Raw genomic sequence first — 21,600 nt, 5'->3', positions numbered from 1 at the left:
CTTTGCCAAACCGGGATGGCGCAAACCACCCCGGTTTTTTTATGCTCAGTCTTCGGTGTTACGACGACGGATCGCCGCACCCAGAATATCACCGAGCGATGCGCCGCTGTCTGCGGAGCCATATTCGTTGATAGCCTGCTTGTCTTCTTCCACTTCGCGGCCCTTGATGGTCAGGGCAACTTTGCGGGACGTACGGTCAACGGACACAACCTTGGCGTCCACACGTTCGCCAACGGCGAAGCGTTCGGGGCGCTGTTCGGCTTTGTCACGAGCCAGTTCCGCACGGCGGATAAAGCCGCTCAGAACATCGTCAACCTTCACTTCAATGCCGTTGGTCTGCACAGCTGTCACGATGCAGGTCACGATCGTGCCCTTCTGGATGCTGGCCAGAGCGTCGGCTGCCGGATCTTCCTGAAGCTGCTTGATGCCAAGGGAGATACGTTCTTTTTCCACGTCCACGTCCAGAACCTTGGCTTTTACAACCTGGCCCTTTTCGTAGTTCTTCATGGCTTCTTCGCCGGCTTCGTCCCAAGACAGGTCGGACATGTGAACCATGCCGTCGATGTCTGCGGACAGGCCGATGAACAGGCCGAATTCCGTAATGTTGCGGATTTCGCCTTCTACGGTGGAGCCAACCTTGTGTTCTTCAGCGAACTGTTCCCAAGGATTGCGCTGAACCTGCTTCAGACCCAAAGAGATGCGGCGCTTGGAGCTGTCCACATCCAGAACCATCACGTCCACTTCCTGAGAGGTCGCAACGATCTTGCCGGGATGGACGTTCTTTTTCGTCCAGGACATTTCGGAAACATGCACCAGACCTTCAACGCCCGGTTCCAGCTCAACAAATGCGCCGTAATCGGTAATGTTGGTCACGCGGCCCGTAAAGCGGGCACCCGGCGGGTACTTGAGGGCAACATTTTCCCAAGGATCAGCTTCAAGCTGCTTCATACCAAGGGAGATACGCTGCGTTTCGGGGTTGAAGCGGATCACCTGCACGCGTACCGGCTGACCGATCTGCAGTGCTTCGGAGGGGTGGTTGATGCGCTTCCATGCGATGTCGGTCACATGCAGCAGGCCGTCAACGCCGCCCAGATCAACGAACGCACCATAATCGGTGATGTTCTTGACCACGCCGTCAAGGATCATGCCTTCGGTCAGGCCCTGGATCAGTTCGCTGCGCTGTTCAGCACGCGTTTCTTCCAGGACGGCACGACGGGAGACAACAATATTGCCGCGCGCACGGTCCATCTTCAGGATCTGGAACGGCTGGGGCACACCCATCAGCGGGCCGACGTCACGCACGGGGCGGATGTCCACCTGGCTGCCGGGAAGGAACGCCATGGCGCCACCCAGATCAACCGTAAAGCCACCTTTAACGCGGCCATAGATGGTGCCGTTAACGCGCTGGTTGGCTTCGAAAGCTTTTTCGAGGCTGGTCCAGGCTTCTTCACGGCGTGCTTTTTCGCGGGAGAGAACGATGCTGCCGTCGCGGTCTTCGTAACGCTCGACGTACAGTTCGATCACATCGCCCGGCTGCACTTCAGGCTTGACGCCCGGAGGTGCGAATTCACGCAGGGAAACGCGGCCTTCGCTCTTCAGGCCGACATCAACAATTGCGTAGTCATCGGTCAGACGAACAACGCGACCGCGCACAACGGACCCATCAAAGCCGGAATCGCGGCCAAGGGTCTCGTCAAGAAGGGCGGCAAAATCTTCGCCACGGAAGTGATCCGTGGTCTGGGTGGTGGCTGAAGCCATGTGGTACCGTAAATCCTGAGCCCGCGAGCAACATGCCAGCAGACTGTTCCTGCGCCCCGCAACCTGCGGCACGACTTGCCTGACGGAACGGATGGGCACCTGTGCCCCCCGACCTGTAGGTCAGACCAGAGTGTTATCAAGAAAAACCCACCATCTGGGGCGGATTTCTGTTTGCACAGAGAACACCTGACCCCCGTTTGTCAACTCAAAGCGCAGTCCGGAGCGCAAAAGGGGGCAAAAAATGCGCAACAGCGCACTTCCCCCCATTTGCGGGGGACCAGCGCTCAGCCCCGTGCGGCCACGAGTCGTTCGCGCGTAAAGCGCAGGGCCTCGGCCAGAACGGCCTGTGCGTCCAGCGTGTCCGTCTCGATCACATGCGCGTCATCCGCCACACGCATGGGGGCGGAATCCCGGCTGGCATCGGCCTCGTCCCGCGCGCGCAGGGCTTCTTCCATCTCCCGCAGCAGGGTTTGCGCGTCTGGAGTGTTCACATCCCCTCCGCTTTGCAAAAAGCGCCGGAGGGTGCGGGTGGCGGGGGATGCGGTGATGAACAGCTTGACATCCGCATCGGGAAAAATGGCGGTGCCAATATCACGCCCGTCCAGCACGGCCCCACGTTCGGCGGCAAAACGGCGCTGGGTTTCCACCAAAGCCGCGCGCACCGCAGGCTGGGCAGCCACCTTGCTGGCGGCCTGCGCCACGTCTGGCGTACGCAGGTCCTTGCGCTGCATGTCGGCTGGCATCAGGGCCTGAGCAAACCGTTCGGCAGGGTGTGCGGGGTCCTGCCCTGCATCCAGTGCGAGCCGCGCCACGGCGCGGTAGAGCAGCCCTGTGTCCAGATACGGCAGGTCCAGTGCTTCGGCCAGCTTGCGGGCGAGTGTGCCCTTGCCTGCGGCAGCCGGGCCATCCACGGCGATAACCGGTCCGCCGCGCATCACAGCGCAAACCCCGCGCCAAGGCTGTTCATCAACTGCAAGTAGCCGGGAAAGCTGGTGTCTATGAACGCGGTATCATCAATCTCCACCGGGTTCTGGGCGACAAGGCCCAGCACGGACGCGCTCATGGCCAGCCGGTGGTCCATGTGGGTCTGCACAACACCGCCGCCGGGAATGGCGTTGTCGGTGCCATACACAACCAGATCATCCCCTTCGACCGCCGTTTTAACACCGTTGTTTTCCAACAACGCCACGGTGGCGGCCAGCCGGTCGCTCTCCTTCACGCGCAGTTCCTCCACACCGCAAAAGCGTGAGACGCCCGAGGCGTACGCCGCCGCCACGGCCAGAATGGGGTATTCATCAATCATGGACGGCGCGCGGTCCGCAGGAACGTTCACCCCTTTGAGCGAGGAGGCCCGCACATGCAGGTCCCCCACCAGTTCGCCCCCTTCGGTACGGACATTGCTCACTTCAAGCTGTGCGCCCATTTCCTGCAAGGTAATGAACAGCCCGGTGCGCAGGGGGTTCAGCCCCACGGTGGAAATAACAATATCCGCCCCCCGCACCAGCAGGGCCGCCACAATGGGGAAGGCCGCGGAGGACGGGTCCCCCGGCACCACCACATCGCGCGCAACAAGGTCCGGGCGGCCTTGCAGCACAATAATCCGCCCACCCTGCGCGGTTTCCTCCACCTTAACGTGCGCGCCAAAGTGGCGGAGCATGTTTTCGGTATGGTCACGGGTGGCTACGGGTTCTTCCACCCGTGTCTGCCCCTGTGCGTTCAGCCCGGCCAGCAGTACGGCGGATTTGACCTGAGCCGAAGCCACGGGCAGGCGGTAGTCCAGCGGTTTGGGGTCTACCAGACCGCCAATGGCCATGGGCAGGCGTCCACCCTCACGCGCCATAAAGGTAGCCCCTGTGCCTGCAAGCGGGTCCATGACGCGCTTCATGGGGCGGCGGCGCAGGCTGGCATCCCCCGTCATGACCGACACCATGCCGTGACTGGCCAGAATGCCAGATAAAAGCCGTGCCGCCGTGCCGGAATTGCCCATGTCCAGCACATCATCCGGCTCACGCAGCTTGCCAATGCCTAGGCCGGTCACGCGCCAGTCCCCCGGCGCATGCTGGGTAACCTGTGCGCCCAGTGCGCGCATGGCAGCGGCGGTACGCAGAACGTCCTCCCCTTCCAACAGCCCGGTAATATGGGTTTCCCCCCGTGCGAGGGAGGCAAACATGAGGGCGCGGTGGCTGATGGATTTGTCACCCGGCACACGGATGGAACCGGAAAGGGGGGCCTGCGCGCGCGTGACCCGCAGCGGACGGGCGGAGGGGGAGGATGCGTGTGTCATGCCCTTTTCATTCCGGCGGGATGGCCCGCAAGTCAATCCGGGTAGGGGCAGAAAAAGAGGGTGGGAGATGCAGAAAATACAACCATATGCAAACTCCGGGTTTGACAGGACCCGAAACACAGTGGCATTGGGCATCGCCTTAACAGTCTGGTTCGAGTCCTGCTTCAGCTTTGCGTTGCTGTTCGGGGTTCGTTCGTGTTCCGGGGCGTTGGCCCCAATATCTGCTCAGGATTGACAGGTAGCAAGATGTCCCAGCCCGATCTCGGCACCAAACGCGTCTGCGTGTCCTGTGGTGCCCGTTTTTATGACCTGAACCGCGCACCCGCCATTTGCCCCAAATGCGGAACGGAACAGCCTGCTCTGGTGCCGCGCCTGCGCCGCAACTCCGACAGCCTGTCCCCCGTTCCGGCGAGTGTCGCCCCCATCAAGAAGGCCGATGAAGATATCGATATCGACTCCGATGACGATACGGAAGATGATGATGTGATGGAAGACACCGCTGATCTGGATGATGACGACGACGACATCAGTTCAGACATCGATGTCAGCACGGATTCGGACGACCACGAATCCTGACCCCTCCGGGGGTTCTGAACACCATCGTGTCAGACCAAAAAAAAGCCCGCTGGCATTCAGCGGGCTTTTTTTATGCCGGTCAGTTCACCCCATAGGGGTCACACACTGGCAGGGCGGCGCTCTATTTCCACGCCCACGGCTTCTATTTCCTCAAACACATCCAGTTTTTCTATGCGCACACGCACAACGCGCACACGGTCATCGCTCAGAACACCCGAGGCTATCCGCTCGGCCAGTGTTTCCACCAGCCGCACATGCCCCTCGCGCACAATACGGTGCACAAGCTGGACCACCCGCTCGTAAGAGACCGTGCGGCTCAAATCGTCCGGCCCGACCTCCAGGTCCGTGCGGTCATCCACCCCAAAATGGACAGACACCCGGATACGCTGGGTCACACCCTGCTCATGCGGGAACACGCCAATATGGGCGTCGAGCACCATATTTTTCAAAAACAGGCAACGCAGCGGCGGCTGGTCCGCCCACGGAGCAAAAACGGCCATTCTTTTATTCTTCCAAGCCATGTCCGGCCAATGGGGCCGGAGACCATTGCAGGTGCTGCCCACCATCCAGAGCGAGCATCTGCCCGGTCACGGAGGGCAGGGCCAAAAGGGCCAGAGCAGCCAGCGCAACCTCATCAGGCGAGGTCCCGTGGGCCAGCGGCACCGAGGCACACTGGCGCGCAAACTGCTCTTGCGTCTGCCGGGGGCTGGGCAGGGCGGGGCCGGGACCAACAGCGTTTACCCTGATCCCTTTGGGGGCCAGCGCCAGCGCCATGGTCTGCGTGAGTGTCCACAACGCACTTTTGGAGACGGTGTAACTGACAAAATGGGGCGTGAGCGACCACACCCGTTCGTCCAGCATGTTCAGCACCATACCCTGCGCCCCCTGTGGCAACCCTTTGGCAAACGCCTGAATCAGCACAAAGGGTGCGCGCAGGTTGGGCTTCATATGCATCATCCAGCTTTCAAGCGAGGTATCATCCCACTCATCGCGCTCAAACGTGGACGCATTATTGACCAGAACGCCCAAGGGACCGCCTAGCGCCTGCGTGGCCTGCCCGTACAGGGCCTGCACCTGCTCCTCGCGCATAAGGTCCGCCTGAAGCACACAGCCGATGCGGCCCAGTGCGCGCACAGCCTGCAACGTGTCCTCCGCCTCGGCTCTGTTGCTGCGGTAATGGATGGCCACGTCAAACCCGGCACGGGCAAGGCCCAGCACAATGGCCCGGCCCAGCCGCGCGCCGCCCCCGCTTACCAGAGCGCGGCGCGGTATGGCCGCACTGATCGGCAGCATGTCCACGGGCATGGTTGTATCCTTATTTTGTTGGCGTGAGTTCTCAGGCGGGGCGACGGGCACCCAGGGCTGCGGCCAGTGTGCCATCATCCAGCACGTCCAGCGCCCCCCCCATGGGCACACCCTGCGCCACGCGGCTGACTGTCAGCCCCTCGTAGGTTTCCAGCTGGTCCATCAGCCAGTGCATGGTGGTGGCCCCTTCCACCGTGGCCCCAAGGGCCAGAATAACCTCGCGCACAGTCCCCTCGTGCAGGCGGGTCAGCAGGGCGGACACATTCAGGTCTTCCGGCCCCACACCCGCCAGAGGGGACAGGGTGCCCCCCAGAACCTGATAAACACCCCGGTGAACCCCCGCACGCTCAAGCGCCCACAGGTCCCCCACCGTTTCCACCACACAGACCAGCCCCTTGTCCCGCAGCGGGTCGGAGCAGATGTGGCAGGGGTCCGATGTATCCAGATTACCGCATGACGAGCAGGTGCGAATGGCCTCCCCCGCCCGTTCCATGGCGCGGGCAAGGGGGGCCAGCCGTGTATGGGGTTCGCGGAGCAGGTACAACGCCACCCGCCGGGCCGAGCGCGGGCCAAAGCCCGGCAGCCGCCCCAGCAGACGAATAAGCTGCTCTATTTCCTGACCACCCATGCCCGCCTGCTTTCCCCCGCGCTCAAGGTCGGTTGTGTCTGTGGATCAGAACGGCAGCTTCATGCCTGCGGGCAGGTTCAGACCACCTGTGACCTTCTGCATTTCCTCGGCGGCTTTTTCGTCCAGCTTTTTGCGCGCATCCGCACAGGCGGCCACAATCAGGTCCTGCAACATTTCCATTTCGGTCGGGTCCGCCAGCTTGGGGTCGATCTTGATGGAGCGCATGTCGCCCTTGCCGCTCAGCACAACGCTGACCATGCCCGCACCCGCCGAGCCATCAATGCTCATGGCTTCCAGTGTGCTCTGCATGGCTTCCATCTTGGACTGCATCTGCGTGGCCTGCTTCATCAGTGAGGCAAGGTTTTTCATGGTCATCCCCTAAGCTTGTCTGTCCGCCGCGTGGTGCGGCATGGCGCACCCCTGCGGCGCATCACCTGTCTTTATCTGGCCCAGAACGCGCTGTTTTGCCAGCCCGGCCTGCTCACTTCAGTCCTGCGAGGCGCCGGGGTCGAAGGGCCGGTCGTCCTCATCAAGCGGTTGCGCGTCAAGGGGAGCAAACAGCAGTTCGGGCGGTTCCTCGGGCGGCAGACCGTAATCATCCAGCCCGTGGTCGCGTACCTCGCCCAATTGCGCATCGGGGAACGCGTTCAAAATCGCGCGGACCAACGGGTGGGCCTCCGCCTCGCGCCGGCGGAACTGGATGACCTCCGCCCCCTGCGCATCCAGCGTGGGTTCGCCCTCCTCTGGCCCGGTCTCTATCCGCCAGTTCATACCCGTTGCGCGGTCCAGCACACGACGGAGCTGGGGCACAACATCACCGGGCACCCCGCGCTCCAACCGCAGAACGATCCGGCCCTGAGCAAAAGAGATCAGATGGGCTGCATGGCGCAACTGCCCGTGCAGAATGGCCTCGCGCTGGTCCTTGACCAGAGCCACGGCCTCCCGCCATGTGCGTGGAATGGGTGGCGCTGCGAGTTCCACCGGAGCCACGGGTTGCACCACGGGCGCCATAACTGGCTCGGGCTGGGCCACGGCCACACCACCGGAACTGACCATACGCAGGCGTGGTGGCTCATGCCCTGCGCTGGCCTGTGGGTCGGCCTGTGGCGCGGCAAAAGCCCCTGCTGTCACGCCCGGGCCAGACACCCCGGTCTGTGCACCAGCCTGTGCGGAAGCACCACCTGCCTGCGGACCGGATGGGGGAACAGGGGCCGCACCGCGCGAGCCCTCATCGGGCGTGGCACTCAGGCGTTTGACCAGATCTTCGGGCGATGGCAGGTCGGCCACGTAACACAGGCGGATCAGCACCATATCTGCTGCCGCGCGCCGGTCTGGCGCGCTTTCCACTTCCCGCACGCCCTTGACCAGCATCTGCCATGCCCGCATGAGCACGGGCACCGCAAACGTGCTGGCCATATGCGTGCCGCGTACCCGCTCCGCCTCTGGCATATCCGCCGAGTCCCCCAAGGCAGGCACGGCGCGCAGGCGTGAGACGATATGCACAAGCTCCAGCATGTCACCCAGCACAAGGCCGGGGTCCGCCCCGCGCGCATAAGCGGCATCGAGCAGGGCAAGGGCTGTGTCGGGCTTGCCCGTCAACACGGCTTCGAGCAGGTCGAACACCACCTCGCGGTCAGCCAGACCCAGCATGTCGCTCACAATGGATGCGCCAATAACCCCGCCTTCATCCGTCAGGCCGCTGCCCTGTGCAATGGCCTGATCAAGCAGGGAAAGGCCATCACGCACCGAGCCATCCGCCGCACGGGCGATCAGGGCCAGTGCATCGTCAGACAACCGGACCTGCTCCTTTTGCGCGATCCGCCCGAACAGCCCGGCCAACTCGGCCTGCGGCACACGCCGCAGGTCAAACCGCTGGCAGCGTGAAAGCACGGTAACCGGCACCTTGCGCAGTTCGGTTGTGGCAAAAATGAACGTGACCTGTGCGGGAGGTTCCTCCAGCGTTTTGAGCAGGGCGTTAAAGGCATTGCGCGAGAGCATATGCACTTCGTCGATAATAAAGACCTTCATCCGCCCCTGCATGGGGCGGAAACGCGTGGCCTCTATGATCTCGCGCACATCATCCACCCCCGTGCGGGAGGCGGCGTCCATTTCCAGCACATCGGGGTGGCGGTCGTTCAGAATGGCAACACAGTTGGGGCATACGCCACAGGGGTCGGCCGTGGGGCCACCCTTGCCATCGGGCCCGGTGCAGTTAAGGGCACGGGCAATAATGCGCGCGGTGGTGGTTTTACCCACCCCGCGCACCCCTGTGAGCATAAAGGCATGGGCTACCCGCCCCAGCGCAAACGCATTGCGCAGGGTGCGGACCATGGCCTCCTGACCAATCAGGTCATCAAATGTGGTGGGGCGATATTTGCGCGCGAGTACCCGGTAGGGCAGCGTTGCGGCAACGGGAGCTGGGGGCTGGGGCGTGGGAGCAGGAGCGGGCGGTTCGGCCTCGCCAAACAGACCGGGGCCTTCCGGTTCCGGACTGGGAAGCCCCTCGTCGTGAGGGAACTGCTCGTCAGTCGTATCGCTCATGCCTTGCCCGAAGAATGTATGGTCACGCCCTGCGCATCCGGCACAACCGGTGCAAAATGGTCTGATCCACAAGGGCGGAAAATTAAGGTGGAAAGCCGAACAATGACCCGGACGAAACTCACCATGGCTGCTTCCTTCCGGACCTGACCGGTTTAGCAAGGCGTCCGTCCACCGCCGACTTTCCGAGGTCACACCTAGCACCAAACCCCGACCCATGCCAAGCCTGCTGGCACCTTTTCGGGGTTGTTTCTTTACCTGCCGGACACAGACAGGCTAGAAAACAGGATAATTGATGCGCACCGTCGCAGACTCAGGAGAATTGTGCTCGTGTCCGGTTTTCGTTTGTATCATGCCGCTATGGCATCTGTTCTTCTGGCTGGTGGTCTGCTTGCAGGCTCCCCTGTCCGGGCTGATGATGAAACAGCTCCGCGCAACAACATCAACAACGTGCAGTTACAAAAGGAACTGGCCGTTCTGCACTTCAAGCCCGACGCTGCGGGGCCTGCCTGTATTGAATCGCTCAAGGACCTGCACAAGACACAGGATCTTTTGCAAAAGGATGAGGAAAATACCCGCAACCAGGACCTGACGGTTGCCGAGGACGTGCTCGAATCCGACTTTGAAAATTCGATCGAAGCCTGCGCCGCCGATGTGGAAAAACTGTGCGAGGCACCTAACCCCTCCGCTGAATTACGCCAGTCCTGCGAAAAAATAGACAGCCTGCCCTCCAAGGACGCACAGGCAGCCGACTAGGCCCGCCCACACCACTTCCAACTGACATCAAGCGGGCCTTAGCCGGACATGCCACAGCCCCCCACCCAGACCTCCGGCGCAGAGCGCATACCTTGCCCCGCCGGAGCCTACGGGTGGCGGCCACTGGTGCTGAGCGCTGTGCTGTTCTTTATCATCGGGTTTGTGACCTGGCTGAACGGACCGCTGATTTCCTTTGTGCGGGTAGCGTTTACCCTTAACGATCTGGCGGCTTTTCTGGTGCCGCTTGTTTTCTATTTTTCCTATTTCGTATTTTCCATTCCTGCGAGCCTGAGTGTAACGCACACCGGTTTTAAGAACGGGCTGGTTTACGCCCTGCTGGTCATGGCGGGGGGTATGGCGCTAACCGGCCAGTGCCTGCATGCCGGGTCCTACCCCGGCGCGTTGGGGGGCTTTGTGGTGCTTGGGGCTGGCCTTGCCGTATTGCAGGTGGCCATAAACCCCTATGTCAGCTTTCTTGGCCCGGACAACCGGAGCGCGCAGCGGATTGCCATTATGGGCATATGCAACAAGGTTGGTGGCATTGTTGCCCCCATTGCTCTGGCCACGCTGGCCATGCGCCATATTGCCGACATATCCGCAACGCTGCCAACATTGACCAACCCGGCCCAGAGGGGGTCTGTTCAGCAGAGTTTTCTCAATGCCATTTACTGGCCCTATATGGGCATGGCTTTTTTTCTGGCCCTGACCGCGCTGTGGGTTATGCGCTCTTCCCTGCCAGAAATTCGCACAGACATTCGAAAAAACACATATCCAGAAAAAAGTTTTATAAAAACACTTCTCACATCACTCAGCAGCAGAACCAGACTGGGTGCCGGGGCGATGTTTTTTTATGTTGGGGTAGAGGTTCTCTCGGGCGATGCCGTGGGAACCTACGCGCAGGGGTTTGGAATACCCCTTGACCAGACAAAGTTTTTTACGTCTCTCACCCTATTTTTCATGCTCTGCGGGTATGGTGCGGGTCTTGTTCTGTCTCCCCGTTTTATCACGCAGGAGCGTTACCTTCCCTTATCCTGCCTGTGCGGAGGGGTGCTCTGCTTGGGAGCATGGGTCACGCATGGATACTTATCCGTGGCATGCGTAACATTACTGGGTTTTGCAAACTCCATGATTTTTCCATCCCTGTTCCCGCTTGCGCTCAAAGGATCTGGCCAGAACACGGCACAGGTTTCGGCCTTTCTGGTCATGGCGTATTGTGGCGGTGGAATAATACCGCAATTTTTTGTTCTTTTAAAACCATTCATGGGTTTTCAGGCGGCATTCGCCTGTCTGGCACTTTTGTCCTACGGGCTGGTTTCCCTCTACGCGTACCACTTCACGGACAGGGATTTGAACAAAACTCCTTCTTATGGTGAAAGAAATCTGAACCATGACTGAACTCAAGGGGCACCTTGTCCTGCCCGACCGCGTTATGCCCGGGCGTGTTGCGTTTACCCAACATGTGCAGACCATAACACCAGACAGCACAACCATGCCTGACCGTTATATCCTGCCCGGTTTTATTGACTGCCATGTGCATGGCGGCAACGGGGCGGATACAATGGACGGCGTGCAGGCCATTCACACGCTTGCCCGCTTCCATGCCCATCATGGCACCACCACCATTCTGCCCACCACCATTACCAGCCCGTGGGCGGATGTGCTGGAAGCTCTTGCCGCCATTGCGCACTTAACAGGCACGACCATACCCAACGGGCCGCATGTGCATGGAGCCCATCTGGAGGGGCCATTTGTCAGCCCCCACAAGCTAGGTGCGCAACCCCCTTATGCCATTGCCCCAACGGCTGAACGCGTGGCGGAGCTTCTGGCCTTTAACTGTGTGCGGGTTGTTACTCTTGCACCCGAACTCCCCCATGCTCAGGAGGCCATGCAGCTTTTTGCGGGCGCAGGCGTGCGGGTCAGCCTTGGGCACACCCTTGCCGGGTATGAACAGACCGAGCAGGCCATCTGCCACATCTGCGCCGCAGGGGGCACAACAGGTGCGACCCATCTGTTCAACGCCATGGCTGGCATAGAAAGCCGCAAACCCGGACCGGCCACCGCCCTGATGTGCAGCGATGCCTACGCCGAACTGATTTTTGATACACACCACGTCCACCCCGCCACATTCCGGCTGGCCCAGCGCGTTATGCCCGAACGGCTACTGTTTGTAACAGACGCCATGCGGGCTGCTGGCCTGCCCGATGGCCCAAGCCTGCTGGGTGGGCAGGACGTTATGGTGGAACAAGGTGCCGTGCGCCTGCCAAGTGGCAATCTGGCCGGTAGCGTGCTGACCCTTGATACCGCCTTACGCAATGCCGTGCAGGCGGGGCTTCCATTGCATCAGGCGGCGGTTCTGCTTACCCGCAACCCGGCGCAGTACCTTGGCTTGCATGACCGGGGCACCCTGCACGCAGGCAAACGCGCCGATTTTGTTGTTATGGATGCAGAACTGAATGTGCAGGAAGTCTGGGTCGCGGGCCAGCGGATTGCCTGACCAGCCCACCGTCCCACCAAACGCATGATGGAACCACCTGCCCCGCTGGCCTTACGACTCGGGCAGATGTAGGATCAGGTCCACACCTTTGCGGCTACCCAGAACAGCGGCTTTTTCCTTAACCGTCAGGCGGCTTTCCGCGTCAGGCAGATTGGGAGCTTCCGCCAGCTTGACCAGCCCCACCAACTGGTCCGCGTTAATGGGGTCACCCGCCTTACGCTCGGCTGGCAGCATGGCAATATGCGCCTGACACAACGCATGATCGGCCCGCAGGGCGCGCAGGGCGTCATCTGGTAGGGTTGGGGTCTGGTCTTCTGCCTCTTCCTGCTCAAGCTTTTGCAGAACGTCCGGGGGGTGTGTTTCTTCGGGCACCAGCAAAAGTCCAGCCCGCCGGAAACCAAGCCCCACACCACGGCTACTGGTAAACGCCACAAGAGGGATGGAAAACACCAGCCCGAGCAGAACCGGCGTCATCCAGAAAAACAGGGAGGGAGAGACAACCCACGCTCCAGCCCCCAGCACCAGCCCGAACAGGGTAAAGCGCGTGTACTGGCGCGCCACCTCCATGAACGGAATACCCCCGTCATCACGCCGTTGCGTGTTCCAGCCGGAATCATGCCCGCTCAGAATGGAGATAACCCCCGATGTCTGGATAAGCATGGCAATGGGGGCGATCAGACCGCCAATAAACGTTTCCACCAGCACGGACAGGGCCGCACGCACCGGCCCCCCACTGCCGCGCCGCATTTCCGGGTCCAGCAGCAGGGCAATATAAGCCAGCAGCTTGGGCGCGAGCAGCACAACCATTGTGCCGATAAACACGTATTTGGCTTGCACCGGGTCCACATGCGGCCAATGCGGATACAGGAGCTTGGTGTCTCCAAAATATTCAGGACGCTGAAAGTGCGCCTGAAGCGAGATCAAAATCCCGGTCAGCAGGAACACCAGCCACAGGGGGGAGGTGACATATGCGCCAATGCCCACAACCATGTGCATGCGACTGACCCAGTGCAATCCCTTGGTGGGCAGCACCTTGACGTGTTGCAGGTTACCCTGGCACCAGCGCCGGTCACGAATAGCAACATCCGTCAGCGATGGCGGGCTTTCCTCATACGATCCGTCCAGTGCCGGGATCATGTGAATGGCCCAGCCTCCGCGACGCATTAAGGCGGCTTCCACAAAATCATGGCTCAGAATATGCCCGCCAAAGGGCGGCTTGCCCGGCACATGGGGCAACCCGGCCTGACTGGCAAAGGCACGGGTGCGGATAATGGCGTTATGCCCCCAGTAGTTCCCCTCCGAGCCGTGCCACCATGCAATGCCGTATGCAATAATGGGGCCATAAACGCGCCCGGCAAACTGCTGCAACCGGGCAAACAGGGTGGTGCCACCCACAATAACGGGCAAGGTCTGGATCAGCCCCACACCGGGGTTACGCTCCATGGCGCCGGCCATACGCACCAGCGTTTGACCGGACATGACGGAATCCGCATCCAGCGTGACCATGTGGTCGTAGGCTCCGCCAAAACGGCGCACCCATTCCCCCACATTGCCCGCCTTGCGCTCCACATTATTGTGCCTGCGGCGGTAAAAAATACGCTCATGCCCGCCTACCTGCTCACGCAGGGCCAGAAAGGCGGCTTCCTCCTTAACCCACACATCCGGGTTTGTAGTGTCGGAGAGGATGAACAGGTCAAAATGGTCCAGTTGTCCGGTTTCTTCCAGACTACTGTAAATGGCCCGCAATCCGGCCATAACGCGGTGTGGGGGTTCGTTATAGGTCGGCAGCAGCAGGGCGGTTCTGCGCGTAAGCTGGGGCAGGGGGCCTGTGCGGCGGATGCCAAGGCCCAGACCACCATGCGCGACCAGTGAGCAGAACCCCGCCACCGAAGAGGTGAACGCAAGTGCTATCCACATGAACAGCGCAATAAACAGCACAAGCATGATCACGCCCAGGGCGGATACACCGGCCTCGTCCATAACCATATGTGTGCGCCATGCACCGTAAGCGGTCAGTGCAAGGGCGGACCCGATAACCGAAAAGCGGCGCAACGCAATGCTGGAAGGTGATGTGGCGGGTATGCGCCCGCGCCCTTCCATATTGGCGGATTTTCGCAGGCTCTGGACAGGCATGTCCAGCCGCCCTTCTGGTGGCAGGGCCTCAAAAGGCTGCGGGAGCGCGCCCGTATTCTGGTCCGGCATAATCAGGGGGTCCACCGGTACAGCCACTGTTCGGAAATGGGACCGGCATCGGTTTCCAGTGCCGCACTCAGGTCCGCCACCTTGGCGTCACCGGGAATGAATTCAAAGGTCGTGCGGATGCCATTGATCGCCGGATTGGGCTCGACCACCACATTCTGGATTTTGCCCGCCGATGTTTTGGGCGTGACATGGAAATGGGTATCCTTTGGCAGGTGCTCAAAGGGCGTGCCCATAAAGTCGATGGCAAAAAAGCGGGCATCGTTATTGTCCACAACCGAGCCGACGCGGGTCGCGCCAATCCGGGCCAGAGGCGTGGGGAAGGGCGCGTCCCACCCCCAGTACATGCGGTAGGTAAAGTGGTACTCCTGCCCCGCGCGCAAAGGCTCCTTGGGCCGCCAGAAGGAGACGATGTTATCGTTCACTTCATTGGGGGTGGGAATTTCCACCAGATCAACCCAGCCTGCCCCCCAGTCCCCGATCGGTTCGATCCATAGGGAGGGCCGCCTTTCGTAATGCAGGGCCAGATCCTCGTAATCATGGAATGTGCGCCTGCGCTGCATCAGCCCGAACCCACGGGGGGAGACATCCGAGAAGGTTGAAAACTGGAGGTCCAGCGGGTTACGCAATGGGCGGTAGAGCTGCTGGTCCGCACCGGTCCACATTTGCAGGGCTTCGCTGTCATGCGCGGCGGGGCGCCAGTCATCCACATGGTTATGATCGTTCACGTCAAAATAGAACATGCCGGTCAGGGGGGCTATGCCTGACTGCTCGATCTTGGCGCGTGGGAACAGGGTTGTCTGCACGTCAAACACAGTGCTGTCGCCCGGACGGATGGTAAAGCGGAAGGCCCCGGTTACTGTCGGGCTGTCCAGCAGGGCATGCACGACAACGGACTGGACACCCGGCTGCGGTTTTTCCAGCCAGAATGCGCGGAAAAGGGCAAACTCCTCCCCCTTTGGGTCCCCCGTACCATTGGCGAACCCACGGGCGGAAAGCCCGTAATCCTGCCCCTTGGCCACGGCGCGGAAGTAGGACGCCCCCAAAAATACGCAGAACTCTTCCATAACGCCCGGTGTGTTAATGGCGGTCCGCAGCCGCACCCCGGCAAAACCCAGATCGTCCGTAACCCGCAAGGCCGGGTCGGAGTAGGTGAACAGGTCGGGGGAGTAGGGCACAACCCCTGCCTGCCCGTCCCTGACCTCGTAAATTTCTATGCGGGGGCGGTAGAGAAAACCACGGGGGAAAAATTCCACATCGAACGCCAGATTATCCCCCGCCCACAAGGCGCGGTCTGGCCGGTAGGCAATGCCGCGATACTGGTCAAACGTCAGGTTATCCAGCGCCTTGGGCAAGGTCTGCCCCGGCGGGTGGTATTCCGCATTTGCCAGCCTGCGGGCAATCTGGATTACGGTACTGTCATCAAACTTACCGGTGGCGCCACTCAGCCCCTCCGCACGCGCCTTGCGGGCGACTCCGCCAACGAGCGACGCCAAAGTCACGCCCGCCCCGGCCCGAATGACCCCTCGTCGCTGTACGTTTGATGACACTTTAATCTCCCGCTATTGCCTACTAATGATCTGACGCAATTGTACCTGCGCCATGCAATTTGTCACTCAGATAAGGTTTTTTGGAGGCATTCCGCCTCCGGCGCGAGCAGGGCTTCCATCTGGCTGATGCCCAAGCGGGTCGCCTGTGCCGCATCATTCTCGATCTGGCGGTAAAGGGCCAGAACGGTTTTGCCTGTTTCGGTCAGGAATGCGCCACCCCCACCCCCGGGTCTAGTCATGACCAGTGGCTCCACAAAAAGGTGGTTCAGATTGTCCACCAAAAGCCATGTGCGCCTGTAGGACATGCCCATGGCGCGCCCGGCGGCGGAAATGGAGCCTGTCTCGGCCAACTGCTCCAGCAGGCGGACCTTGCCGTGCCCCAACGCGGCACGTCCATCGGCATCAACCCGCAATGTCAGTCTCAGTCGCCCTGTCATGATCTCTGCTTTTCAGTCATAAGTGGCTCCGTGCAACACCACGCATAAACAGCGGAACCTTGGTATGAACACTTCGCGCGCAGATACCACCTGGCGTTTGATGGCGCCAGATGATCTTGGTCACGTTACAGCACTGGCCGCCAGTGTGCACCCTGACTACCCCGAAGATACAGATATTTTTGCCGAACGTCTGCGCCTTGCACCAGATGGCTGCCTGAGCCTGCTGCTGGATGGCCAGTTTGGTGGCTATCTGATCAGCCATCCGTGGCGGGGGCTACTCTCCCCCCCGCTCAATACCTTGCTGGGGTCTTTGCCCGCACCGGCTGAGCGCTGGTATATTCATGATCTGGTGGTCGCCCCGCAAGGACGCGGCCGGGGCTACGCCCAAATGGCCATTGACCGTGCTGAACAGGCGGCCCGCATGGCCGGGCTGGGCATACTCACCCTGACCTCCACCCGCCATGCCCTGCAATTCTGGGCGCGGCAAGGGTTTACGCCAGAGGCGATCAGTGCGGAAGAGCAGGCCATTCTGGCCTCATACGACCCGCAGGCCTGCCTGCTCTCCCGCCCTGTTGGGTAGTTAATCCTCGCCCTCGGCGTCATGCTCGGGGGCGACCATCATGGCTTCAGCCACAACGCCTGCGTGTTCACGCACCTTGCGTTCGATATCCGCCGCCATTTCGGGGTGGTCACGCAGGAACTGCTTGGCGTTCTCACGCCCCTGACCAATGCGCTGACTGTCGTAGGAGAACCACGCACCGGATTTTTCCACCACGGCGGCTTTGACCCCAAGGTCGATCAGCTCGCCCACCTTGCTGATGCCCTCGCCGTACATGATGTCAAACTCAACCTGACGGAAGGGGGGGGCCATCTTGTTCTTGACGACCTTGACGCGCGTCTGGTTACCCGTAACCTCGTCCTTGTCCTTGATCGCGCCGATCCGGCGGATGTCCAGACGCACGGACGAATAGAACTTGAGCGCGTTCCCACCTGTTGTGGTTTCGGGGTTGCCGAACATCACACCAATCTTGAGCCGGATCTGGTTCAAAAAGATCATCAGTGTGTTCGACCGCGCAACCGTACCGGTCAGCTTACGCAGCGCCTGGCTCATCAGTCGAGCATGCAGGCCCACGTGGCTGTCGCCCATATCGCCTTCAAGTTCGGCACGGGGCACAAGAGCTGCCACACTATCCACCACCAGCACGTCAATCGCACCGGAACGGACCAGAGTGTCGGCAATTTCAAGCGCCTGTTCGCCTGCGTCGGGCTGGCTGATCAGCAGGTTATCAATATCCACACCCAGCTTTTTGGCGTAACCGGGGTCCAGCGCGTGCTCCGCGTCAATAAACGCGCATGTGCCGCCACGTTTCTGGGCTTCCGCAATGGCATGCAGGGCCAGAGTGGTTTTACCCGAGCTTTCCGGCCCGTAAATTTCCACCACACGGCCGCGTGGCAGGCCACCAATGCCCAGAGCAATATCCAGCCCAAGCGAGCCGGTGGAGATGACATCCGACTGTTCCTTGGGCCGCTGGCCCAGCCGCATGACGGACCCTTTGCCAAAAGCCCGCTCAATCTGCCCAAGAGCGCCTTCCAGCGCCTTTGCCTTATCCATTCTCTACCATTCCCTCAGCCTATGAGCCGAACAACCCGACCAGAACCCCGTATGGCTCCAAGCCTGAAACCTGTTGGTTCAGGTTTAAAACCCCTGCCACAAACATATTTGCTCCGCAACGCACGGCCACAAAAGCCCGGCTCTGGCGCAAACCCCGTTAAGAATTTGGACCTGTTTTGTTCCATTATAGAACAAAACAAAAACATATCAAGGGTGGTGCCGGATTCCGGTAAACCACCCCATGATGATTGATAACAGCAAAGTTAATGGGCGACCGGAGCACTACCCACTGCCAGACCGGACCCTCTGGGGTCTGTCCAGCCAAAGCACCGCCCTGTTCCCGAGGAAAGCCCACCCGGGCAGGAAACAAAATTGGCGCGACCATTGCCGTTGGTCACCTGCGGGCGTACACCCGCAACGGCCGCCTGAAGCGCAATAGCTGCGGTATCCGCCGCCACATTCTGCCCCGCTGCCGCTGCTGCCGCACGGAACTCCCCACCCTGGCGCACAATACCGGCAGCCAGCAATGGCTGCGGCCTTTGCGCGGGCGATGCCCCCAGCACAATGCCGGTTGAACCCGCAATACGCCCCGTGCCGAACAGGTTGTTCATGCTCAGCGCACACGCCACGGTCTGCCCCTGCCGGTCGGTCACCACAAACGATGTGGACGCAGGCAATGCAGGCAACGCACCGCCAGAGGACAGGCTGCCAGAACTAAGCAGCGCCTGTGCATCGGCCACACTCACGCTGCTGCCCTTGCCGGTCTGGCGCGCGCGCCATGCCGCCACAACACGCTCTCCACCACGACCACCAGCCAGATACGCCGCAGCCATGCCAAGCCCACCATCAGCCGGGGGAGGTAGAAAGCTGATATCCAGCCCACGGGCATGCACAGTAAGGGGCGGTTCCGCCACGGGCACATCCCCACGCAGGTCGGCGGAGGACAGGCCACCACCAGCCGCCTGAACACCTTCAATAAACGTCTGGGCCAGCGCACCTGTGTACAGGTCACCCACCCCAGCAATACGCATGCGTTCGAGCGCACCGGCCAGACGGGTCTGTACCAGTATGTCGTCCGCCGCAAGAACATGCCCGCTGTCGTTACCAAAGACCGCGCGCACTTTATCATCCGCCAGAAGCGAGGACTGGACCGCCGCCATATCCGCTGCAAGAAGCCCCCCAACAGGCACCCCGTGCGATGCAAGGTCCCGTGCGGGCACAATAAGGTCTGCAAAATCCACGCTGCCATAGCGCATCTGCATCAGAAAAAGCCCACGTGCGAGCAGGGGCACGGATGCGGGCCGGTCGGCCTTTGCATCGGGCTGACTGGCGCCTTGGGGCACAAAGACAAAAGCCTGTCCGGCAGATTCGCCCGGACGCCACGCAAGGCAGGCCCCGCCCCCACCAAGGGAGGCGCGTGATGGCAGGGAGACCGAAAGTGCCAGCCCCAGTGCCGCAGCCGCATCGGCCGCATTACCACCTTTGGCCAGAATGTCGCGCGCGATCAGGGCCGCGCGTGGCTCATCCGCGGCCACTTCCCCCACAAACCCGCTGACTACGGGCTGGCTCACATGCTGGTCTGGCCCCCCACAGGCGGCCAGTGTGCTGGTCAGGGCAAGGGCAAGCGCTGCCGCGCGGGCACGGCCGGACAAACCGGTACGGGACGGAACAGAACGGTGTTTCTTGAATCGGGCAGCCACGCCTAGCTCTCTCCACTTCTGGGCCCGTCCGGCGGGCAGACGTTTTTCTAGTATAATCTCATAGCTGGATTACCCTGCTTTCCGGCTGTCAGCAACAGACTTGCGTGGCATCATTTCCACAGAACACTATTGTATTCCCTTGCCCCAAGGGGTGCGCGCACCGTAGCGTCCTGTTTTACGGATAAGGACACCATGCAGAAACTGATCTCATCACTCTATCGTCTGACAGCCTCAGGCGCTCTGGCAACCCTGTTTGCGTTTGGTGGTCAAACCACAGCGCAGGCTGCAACCGATGGCAGCTTTACCCCCGCCCAGCGGGCCGAAATTGTCTCGATCGTTCGCAACGCGCTCAAAACCGACCCCACAATCCTGACCGATGCGGTTACCGCCATGCAGAGCAAGGCATCGGAGCAAAAAGCTACATCCGCGCTGGACGTTGTGCGCCACAACAAGGCGCAGTTTGGCAACAGCACAACCGACATTGTTCTGGGCAACCCCCACGGCACCCTGAGCGTGGTCGAATTTTATGACCCGCGCTGCCCCTACTGCCGCAAGGTTCTGCCTGACCTGGACGCGCTGGTTGCGGCTGAACCTGACCTGAGACTGGTGGAAAAAGTTATTCCCGTGCTGGGGCCAAACAGTGTGCTGGATTCTCAGGCCATTGTGGCGGCCGGATTGCAAAATGGCTACAAGCCGTTCCAGCAGGCCCTTATGGCAGACACCTCCGCCCCCGGAGTGGAGCGGATTCGCCACGCGGCCACACAGGCCGGGCTGGATGCGGACCGACTGGTCAAAGACATGAAAAGCCCTGCCGTTGCCACGGCTCTGGCCCAGAATGTGGCCCTTGCCCGCTCGATTGATCTGGACGGCACCCCGACCTTTATTATTGGCGAACAGCAGATCATTCCCGGCGCGGTCTCTCTGGACGACCTCAAAGCTGCGGTCGAAAAACTTAAACCGCAACACTAGGACCCACACCCAGTCTTCAGGGGCGCGGTCACCCCCTGCACCACTCCGGCTTTAAACCCCGGAGTGGTCAGACCGATCACACCGCCAGCCCCCGCCGGGACTATCGGCCAGCGGACACTACAGTCTTTGAAAATCCCTGATCCCGCTCACACTCAGATCAGTTGGAACAGAACGACCCTGACCATGCCACAGGCATGCTGTTTTGTGTTCCAGACCGCCCTCTGTCCGTCCGAAGCATAATGCGAAAATGCTCTTTAATTTGCGCAGGGGTGCCAAAAACCGTCACACCATAATGTATAACGCATCACATCTTGGAGACATCAGGCACTCCGTGTCTGCTGTTCGGGTGGCGAGACAATACAGCCACAGATGCCCACATGGTTCAGGCAGATAAACCAGTTGTATAAGATACTGTGCAGGTCATGGGTTATCCATTCTGCCCTAGCTACGCATCCCTACAGCCCCTGAATCAGCTTACCGTAACAGCGTTTGCTCTGTTCACTGTATTTTCAAAATACATTTATTTTATGTCTCCCCACTTGTGTTCTGGGCTTATCTTTCGATACGATTATGAAACAGGACGTGAAAAATCCGTTACAACAAAAGTGAACTTTTCCATTCTTCTCTTTTCCACGCCTTCATGGCCCTTTTATCCTGGTCATTATAATAGTCTGCACCAGCCCTACGGCGTGTCGTCAGTTAAGCAGGATAATGATTGAAGCGAACTGCACGGCTGCGAGGAAGGTGGATTTCAGCTTGTCGTAACGGGTTGCGATAGCGCGAAACTGCTTGAG

At 60.7% G+C, this 21,600-nt stretch carries 19 protein-coding genes, 1 other RNA gene and 1 pseudogene; 6 read left to right on the top strand and 15 right to left on the bottom strand.

Annotation, left to right across the window (positions count from 1 at the left end; translation table 11 throughout):
• Window positions 1–45: 45 nt before the first annotated feature.
• The 3 genes from rpsA to aroA all read right to left on the bottom strand — a co-directional run bounded on the left by rpsA (window position 46) and on the right by aroA (window position 4,042).
• Window positions 46–1,758, bottom strand: coding sequence for a 30S ribosomal protein S1 (gene rpsA / locus GOB86_RS11130; RefSeq protein ID WP_048854947.1), 1,713 nt, complete (start codon window positions 1,756–1,758; stop codon window positions 46–48).
• A gap of 284 nt (window positions 1,759–2,042) precedes the next feature.
• A complete protein-coding gene (locus GOB86_RS11125) occupies window positions 2,043–2,693 on the bottom strand; it encodes a (d)CMP kinase (protein ID WP_165992400.1) in 651 nt (216 codons plus the stop codon).
• Window positions 2,693–4,042, bottom strand: coding sequence for a 3-phosphoshikimate 1-carboxyvinyltransferase (gene aroA, locus GOB86_RS11120; RefSeq protein WP_165992399.1), 1,350 nt, complete (start codon window positions 4,040–4,042; stop codon window positions 2,693–2,695). Before aroA ends, GOB86_RS11125 begins: the two co-directional genes overlap by 1 nt.
• Window positions 4,043–4,288: 246 nt before the next feature.
• On the opposite strand from aroA, the gene GOB86_RS11115 reads away from it, so the two are divergent.
• Entirely contained in the window at window positions 4,289–4,618 is a 330-nt protein-coding gene (locus tag GOB86_RS11115; protein ID WP_165992398.1) for a TIGR02300 family protein, read from the top strand.
• 98 nt (window positions 4,619–4,716) lie between these two features.
• On the opposite strand, the gene folB is transcribed toward GOB86_RS11115, so the two are convergent.
• The 6 genes from folB to ffs all read right to left on the bottom strand — a co-directional run bounded on the left by folB (window position 4,717) and on the right by ffs (window position 9,276).
• Window positions 4,717–5,118 carry a dihydroneopterin aldolase gene (gene folB, locus GOB86_RS11110; RefSeq protein WP_165992397.1) on the bottom strand — a complete coding sequence of 134 codons (402 nt, stop codon included), beginning with the start codon at window positions 5,116–5,118 and terminating at the stop codon, window positions 4,717–4,719.
• A 4-nt stretch (window positions 5,119–5,122) separates the two neighbouring features.
• Window positions 5,123–5,923 carry an SDR family oxidoreductase gene (locus tag GOB86_RS11105; protein ID WP_165992396.1) on the bottom strand — a complete coding sequence of 267 codons (801 nt, stop codon included), beginning with the start codon at window positions 5,921–5,923 and terminating at the stop codon, window positions 5,123–5,125.
• Between the two features lie 31 nt (window positions 5,924–5,954).
• Entirely contained in the window at window positions 5,955–6,551 is a 597-nt protein-coding gene (gene recR, locus GOB86_RS11100; protein WP_165992395.1) for a recombination mediator RecR, read from the bottom strand.
• 45 nt (window positions 6,552–6,596) lie between these two features.
• Window positions 6,597–6,920 carry a YbaB/EbfC family nucleoid-associated protein gene (locus GOB86_RS11095; RefSeq protein ID WP_048854954.1) on the bottom strand — a complete coding sequence of 108 codons (324 nt, stop codon included), beginning with the start codon at window positions 6,918–6,920 and terminating at the stop codon, window positions 6,597–6,599.
• Between the two features lie 117 nt (window positions 6,921–7,037).
• Window positions 7,038–9,092 carry a DNA polymerase III subunit gamma/tau gene (locus GOB86_RS11090; RefSeq protein WP_165992394.1) on the bottom strand — a complete coding sequence of 685 codons (2,055 nt, stop codon included), beginning with the start codon at window positions 9,090–9,092 and terminating at the stop codon, window positions 7,038–7,040.
• A gap of 86 nt (window positions 9,093–9,178) precedes the next feature.
• An RNA gene (gene ffs, locus GOB86_RS11085) (signal recognition particle sRNA small type) lies at window positions 9,179–9,276 on the bottom strand.
• Window positions 9,277–9,419: 143 nt separating this feature from the next.
• Between ffs and GOB86_RS11080 the strand changes: the two genes are divergently transcribed.
• Genes GOB86_RS11080 through GOB86_RS11070 form a run of 3 tightly spaced genes read left to right on the top strand, consistent with a single transcriptional unit; the run spans window position 9,420 to window position 12,339 of the window.
• On the top strand, window positions 9,420–9,845 hold the full coding sequence (locus GOB86_RS11080; RefSeq protein ID WP_165992393.1) for a hypothetical protein: 426 nt from the start codon (window positions 9,420–9,422) through the stop codon (window positions 9,843–9,845).
• A 48-nt stretch (window positions 9,846–9,893) separates the two neighbouring features.
• Window positions 9,894–11,240 carry a glucose/galactose MFS transporter gene (gene gluP, locus GOB86_RS11075; protein WP_165992392.1) on the top strand — a complete coding sequence of 449 codons (1,347 nt, stop codon included), beginning with the start codon at window positions 9,894–9,896 and terminating at the stop codon, window positions 11,238–11,240.
• Entirely contained in the window at window positions 11,233–12,339 is a 1,107-nt protein-coding gene (locus GOB86_RS11070) for an N-acetylglucosamine-6-phosphate deacetylase (RefSeq protein ID WP_165992391.1), read from the top strand. The genes gluP and GOB86_RS11070 overlap by 8 nt, the downstream gene beginning before the upstream one ends.
• Before the next feature lie 51 nt (window positions 12,340–12,390).
• On the opposite strand, the gene mdoH is transcribed toward GOB86_RS11070, so the two are convergent.
• From mdoH to GOB86_RS11055, 3 genes are all read right to left on the bottom strand, one after another.
• A complete protein-coding gene (mdoH, locus tag GOB86_RS11065; protein ID WP_165992390.1) occupies window positions 12,391–14,541 on the bottom strand; it encodes a glucans biosynthesis glucosyltransferase MdoH in 2,151 nt (716 codons plus the stop codon).
• A gap of 2 nt (window positions 14,542–14,543) precedes the next feature.
• Window positions 14,544–16,088, bottom strand: a complete 1,545-nt coding sequence (locus tag GOB86_RS11060) for a glucan biosynthesis protein (RefSeq protein ID WP_165992389.1) — start codon at window positions 16,086–16,088, stop codon at window positions 14,544–14,546.
• Window positions 16,089–16,150: 62 nt separating this feature from the next.
• On the bottom strand, window positions 16,151–16,525 hold the full coding sequence (locus GOB86_RS11055; protein ID WP_165992388.1) for a winged helix-turn-helix domain-containing protein: 375 nt from the start codon (window positions 16,523–16,525) through the stop codon (window positions 16,151–16,153).
• 64 nt (window positions 16,526–16,589) lie between these two features.
• On the opposite strand from GOB86_RS11055, the gene GOB86_RS11050 reads away from it, so the two are divergent.
• On the top strand, window positions 16,590–17,105 hold the full coding sequence (locus GOB86_RS11050) for a GNAT family N-acetyltransferase (protein WP_165992387.1): 516 nt from the start codon (window positions 16,590–16,592) through the stop codon (window positions 17,103–17,105).
• Here the strand turns inward: GOB86_RS11050 and recA are convergent, their stop codons facing one another.
• Together recA and GOB86_RS11040 are read right to left on the bottom strand one after the other, a co-directional pair.
• The gene (recA, locus tag GOB86_RS11045) at window positions 17,106–18,137 is read right to left on the bottom strand and encodes a recombinase RecA (protein WP_165992386.1); all 1,032 of its coding nucleotides are present in this window, start codon (window positions 18,135–18,137) and stop codon (window positions 17,106–17,108) included.
• Between the two features lie 263 nt (window positions 18,138–18,400).
• Complete coding sequence (locus GOB86_RS11040; RefSeq protein WP_165992385.1) at window positions 18,401–19,837, bottom strand: gamma-glutamyltransferase; 1,437 nt, start codon at window positions 19,835–19,837, stop codon at window positions 18,401–18,403.
• 192 nt (window positions 19,838–20,029) lie between these two features.
• On the opposite strand from GOB86_RS11040, the gene GOB86_RS11035 reads away from it, so the two are divergent.
• On the top strand, window positions 20,030–20,806 hold the full coding sequence (locus GOB86_RS11035) for a DsbA family protein (protein WP_165992384.1): 777 nt from the start codon (window positions 20,030–20,032) through the stop codon (window positions 20,804–20,806).
• A 695-nt stretch (window positions 20,807–21,501) separates the two neighbouring features.
• On the opposite strand, the pseudogene GOB86_RS11030 reads toward GOB86_RS11035, so the two are convergent.
• A pseudogene (locus GOB86_RS11030) lies at window positions 21,502–21,600 on the bottom strand (IS5/IS1182 family transposase); the annotation flags it as partial.

It is taken from the genome of Acetobacter lambici, from assembly GCF_011516885.1.
Taxonomy (GTDB): domain Bacteria; phylum Pseudomonadota; class Alphaproteobacteria; order Acetobacterales; family Acetobacteraceae; genus Acetobacter; species Acetobacter lambici.
Note: the sequence above shows the minus strand (reverse complement) of the source record. Positions and strands in the feature narration are given on the sequence as shown.

Excerpts from the sequence above, each read along its gene's own strand:
- folB (WP_165992397.1), bottom strand. The coding sequence starts at position 5,118 with ATGGCCGTTTTTGCTCCGTGGGCGGACCAGCCGCCGCTGCGTTGCCTG.
- GOB86_RS11115 (WP_165992398.1), top strand. The coding sequence starts at position 4,289 with ATGTCCCAGCCCGATCTCGGCACCAAACGCGTCTGCGTGTCCTGTGGT.
- aroA (WP_165992399.1), bottom strand. The coding sequence starts at position 4,042 with ATGACACACGCATCCTCCCCCTCCGCCCGTCCGCTGCGGGTCACGCGC.
- gluP (WP_165992392.1), top strand. The coding sequence starts at position 9,894 with ATGCCACAGCCCCCCACCCAGACCTCCGGCGCAGAGCGCATACCTTGC.
- mdoH (WP_165992390.1), bottom strand. The coding sequence starts at position 14,541 with ATGCCGGACCAGAATACGGGCGCGCTCCCGCAGCCTTTTGAGGCCCTG.
- GOB86_RS11050 (WP_165992387.1), top strand. The coding sequence starts at position 16,590 with ATGAACACTTCGCGCGCAGATACCACCTGGCGTTTGATGGCGCCAGAT.
- GOB86_RS11090 (WP_165992394.1), bottom strand. The coding sequence starts at position 9,092 with ATGAGCGATACGACTGACGAGCAGTTCCCTCACGACGAGGGGCTTCCC.
- GOB86_RS11035 (WP_165992384.1), top strand. The coding sequence starts at position 20,030 with ATGCAGAAACTGATCTCATCACTCTATCGTCTGACAGCCTCAGGCGCT.
- GOB86_RS11070 (WP_165992391.1), top strand. The coding sequence starts at position 11,233 with ATGACTGAACTCAAGGGGCACCTTGTCCTGCCCGACCGCGTTATGCCC.
- recR (WP_165992395.1), bottom strand. The coding sequence starts at position 6,551 with ATGGGTGGTCAGGAAATAGAGCAGCTTATTCGTCTGCTGGGGCGGCTG.
- GOB86_RS11125 (WP_165992400.1), bottom strand. The coding sequence starts at position 2,693 with ATGCGCGGCGGACCGGTTATCGCCGTGGATGGCCCGGCTGCCGCAGGC.
- GOB86_RS11105 (WP_165992396.1), bottom strand. The coding sequence starts at position 5,923 with ATGCCCGTGGACATGCTGCCGATCAGTGCGGCCATACCGCGCCGCGCT.
- GOB86_RS11095 (WP_048854954.1), bottom strand. The coding sequence starts at position 6,920 with ATGAAAAACCTTGCCTCACTGATGAAGCAGGCCACGCAGATGCAGTCC.
- GOB86_RS11055 (WP_165992388.1), bottom strand. The coding sequence starts at position 16,525 with ATGACAGGGCGACTGAGACTGACATTGCGGGTTGATGCCGATGGACGT.
- rpsA (WP_048854947.1), bottom strand. The coding sequence starts at position 1,758 with ATGGCTTCAGCCACCACCCAGACCACGGATCACTTCCGTGGCGAAGAT.
- recA (WP_165992386.1), bottom strand. The coding sequence starts at position 18,137 with ATGGATAAGGCAAAGGCGCTGGAAGGCGCTCTTGGGCAGATTGAGCGG.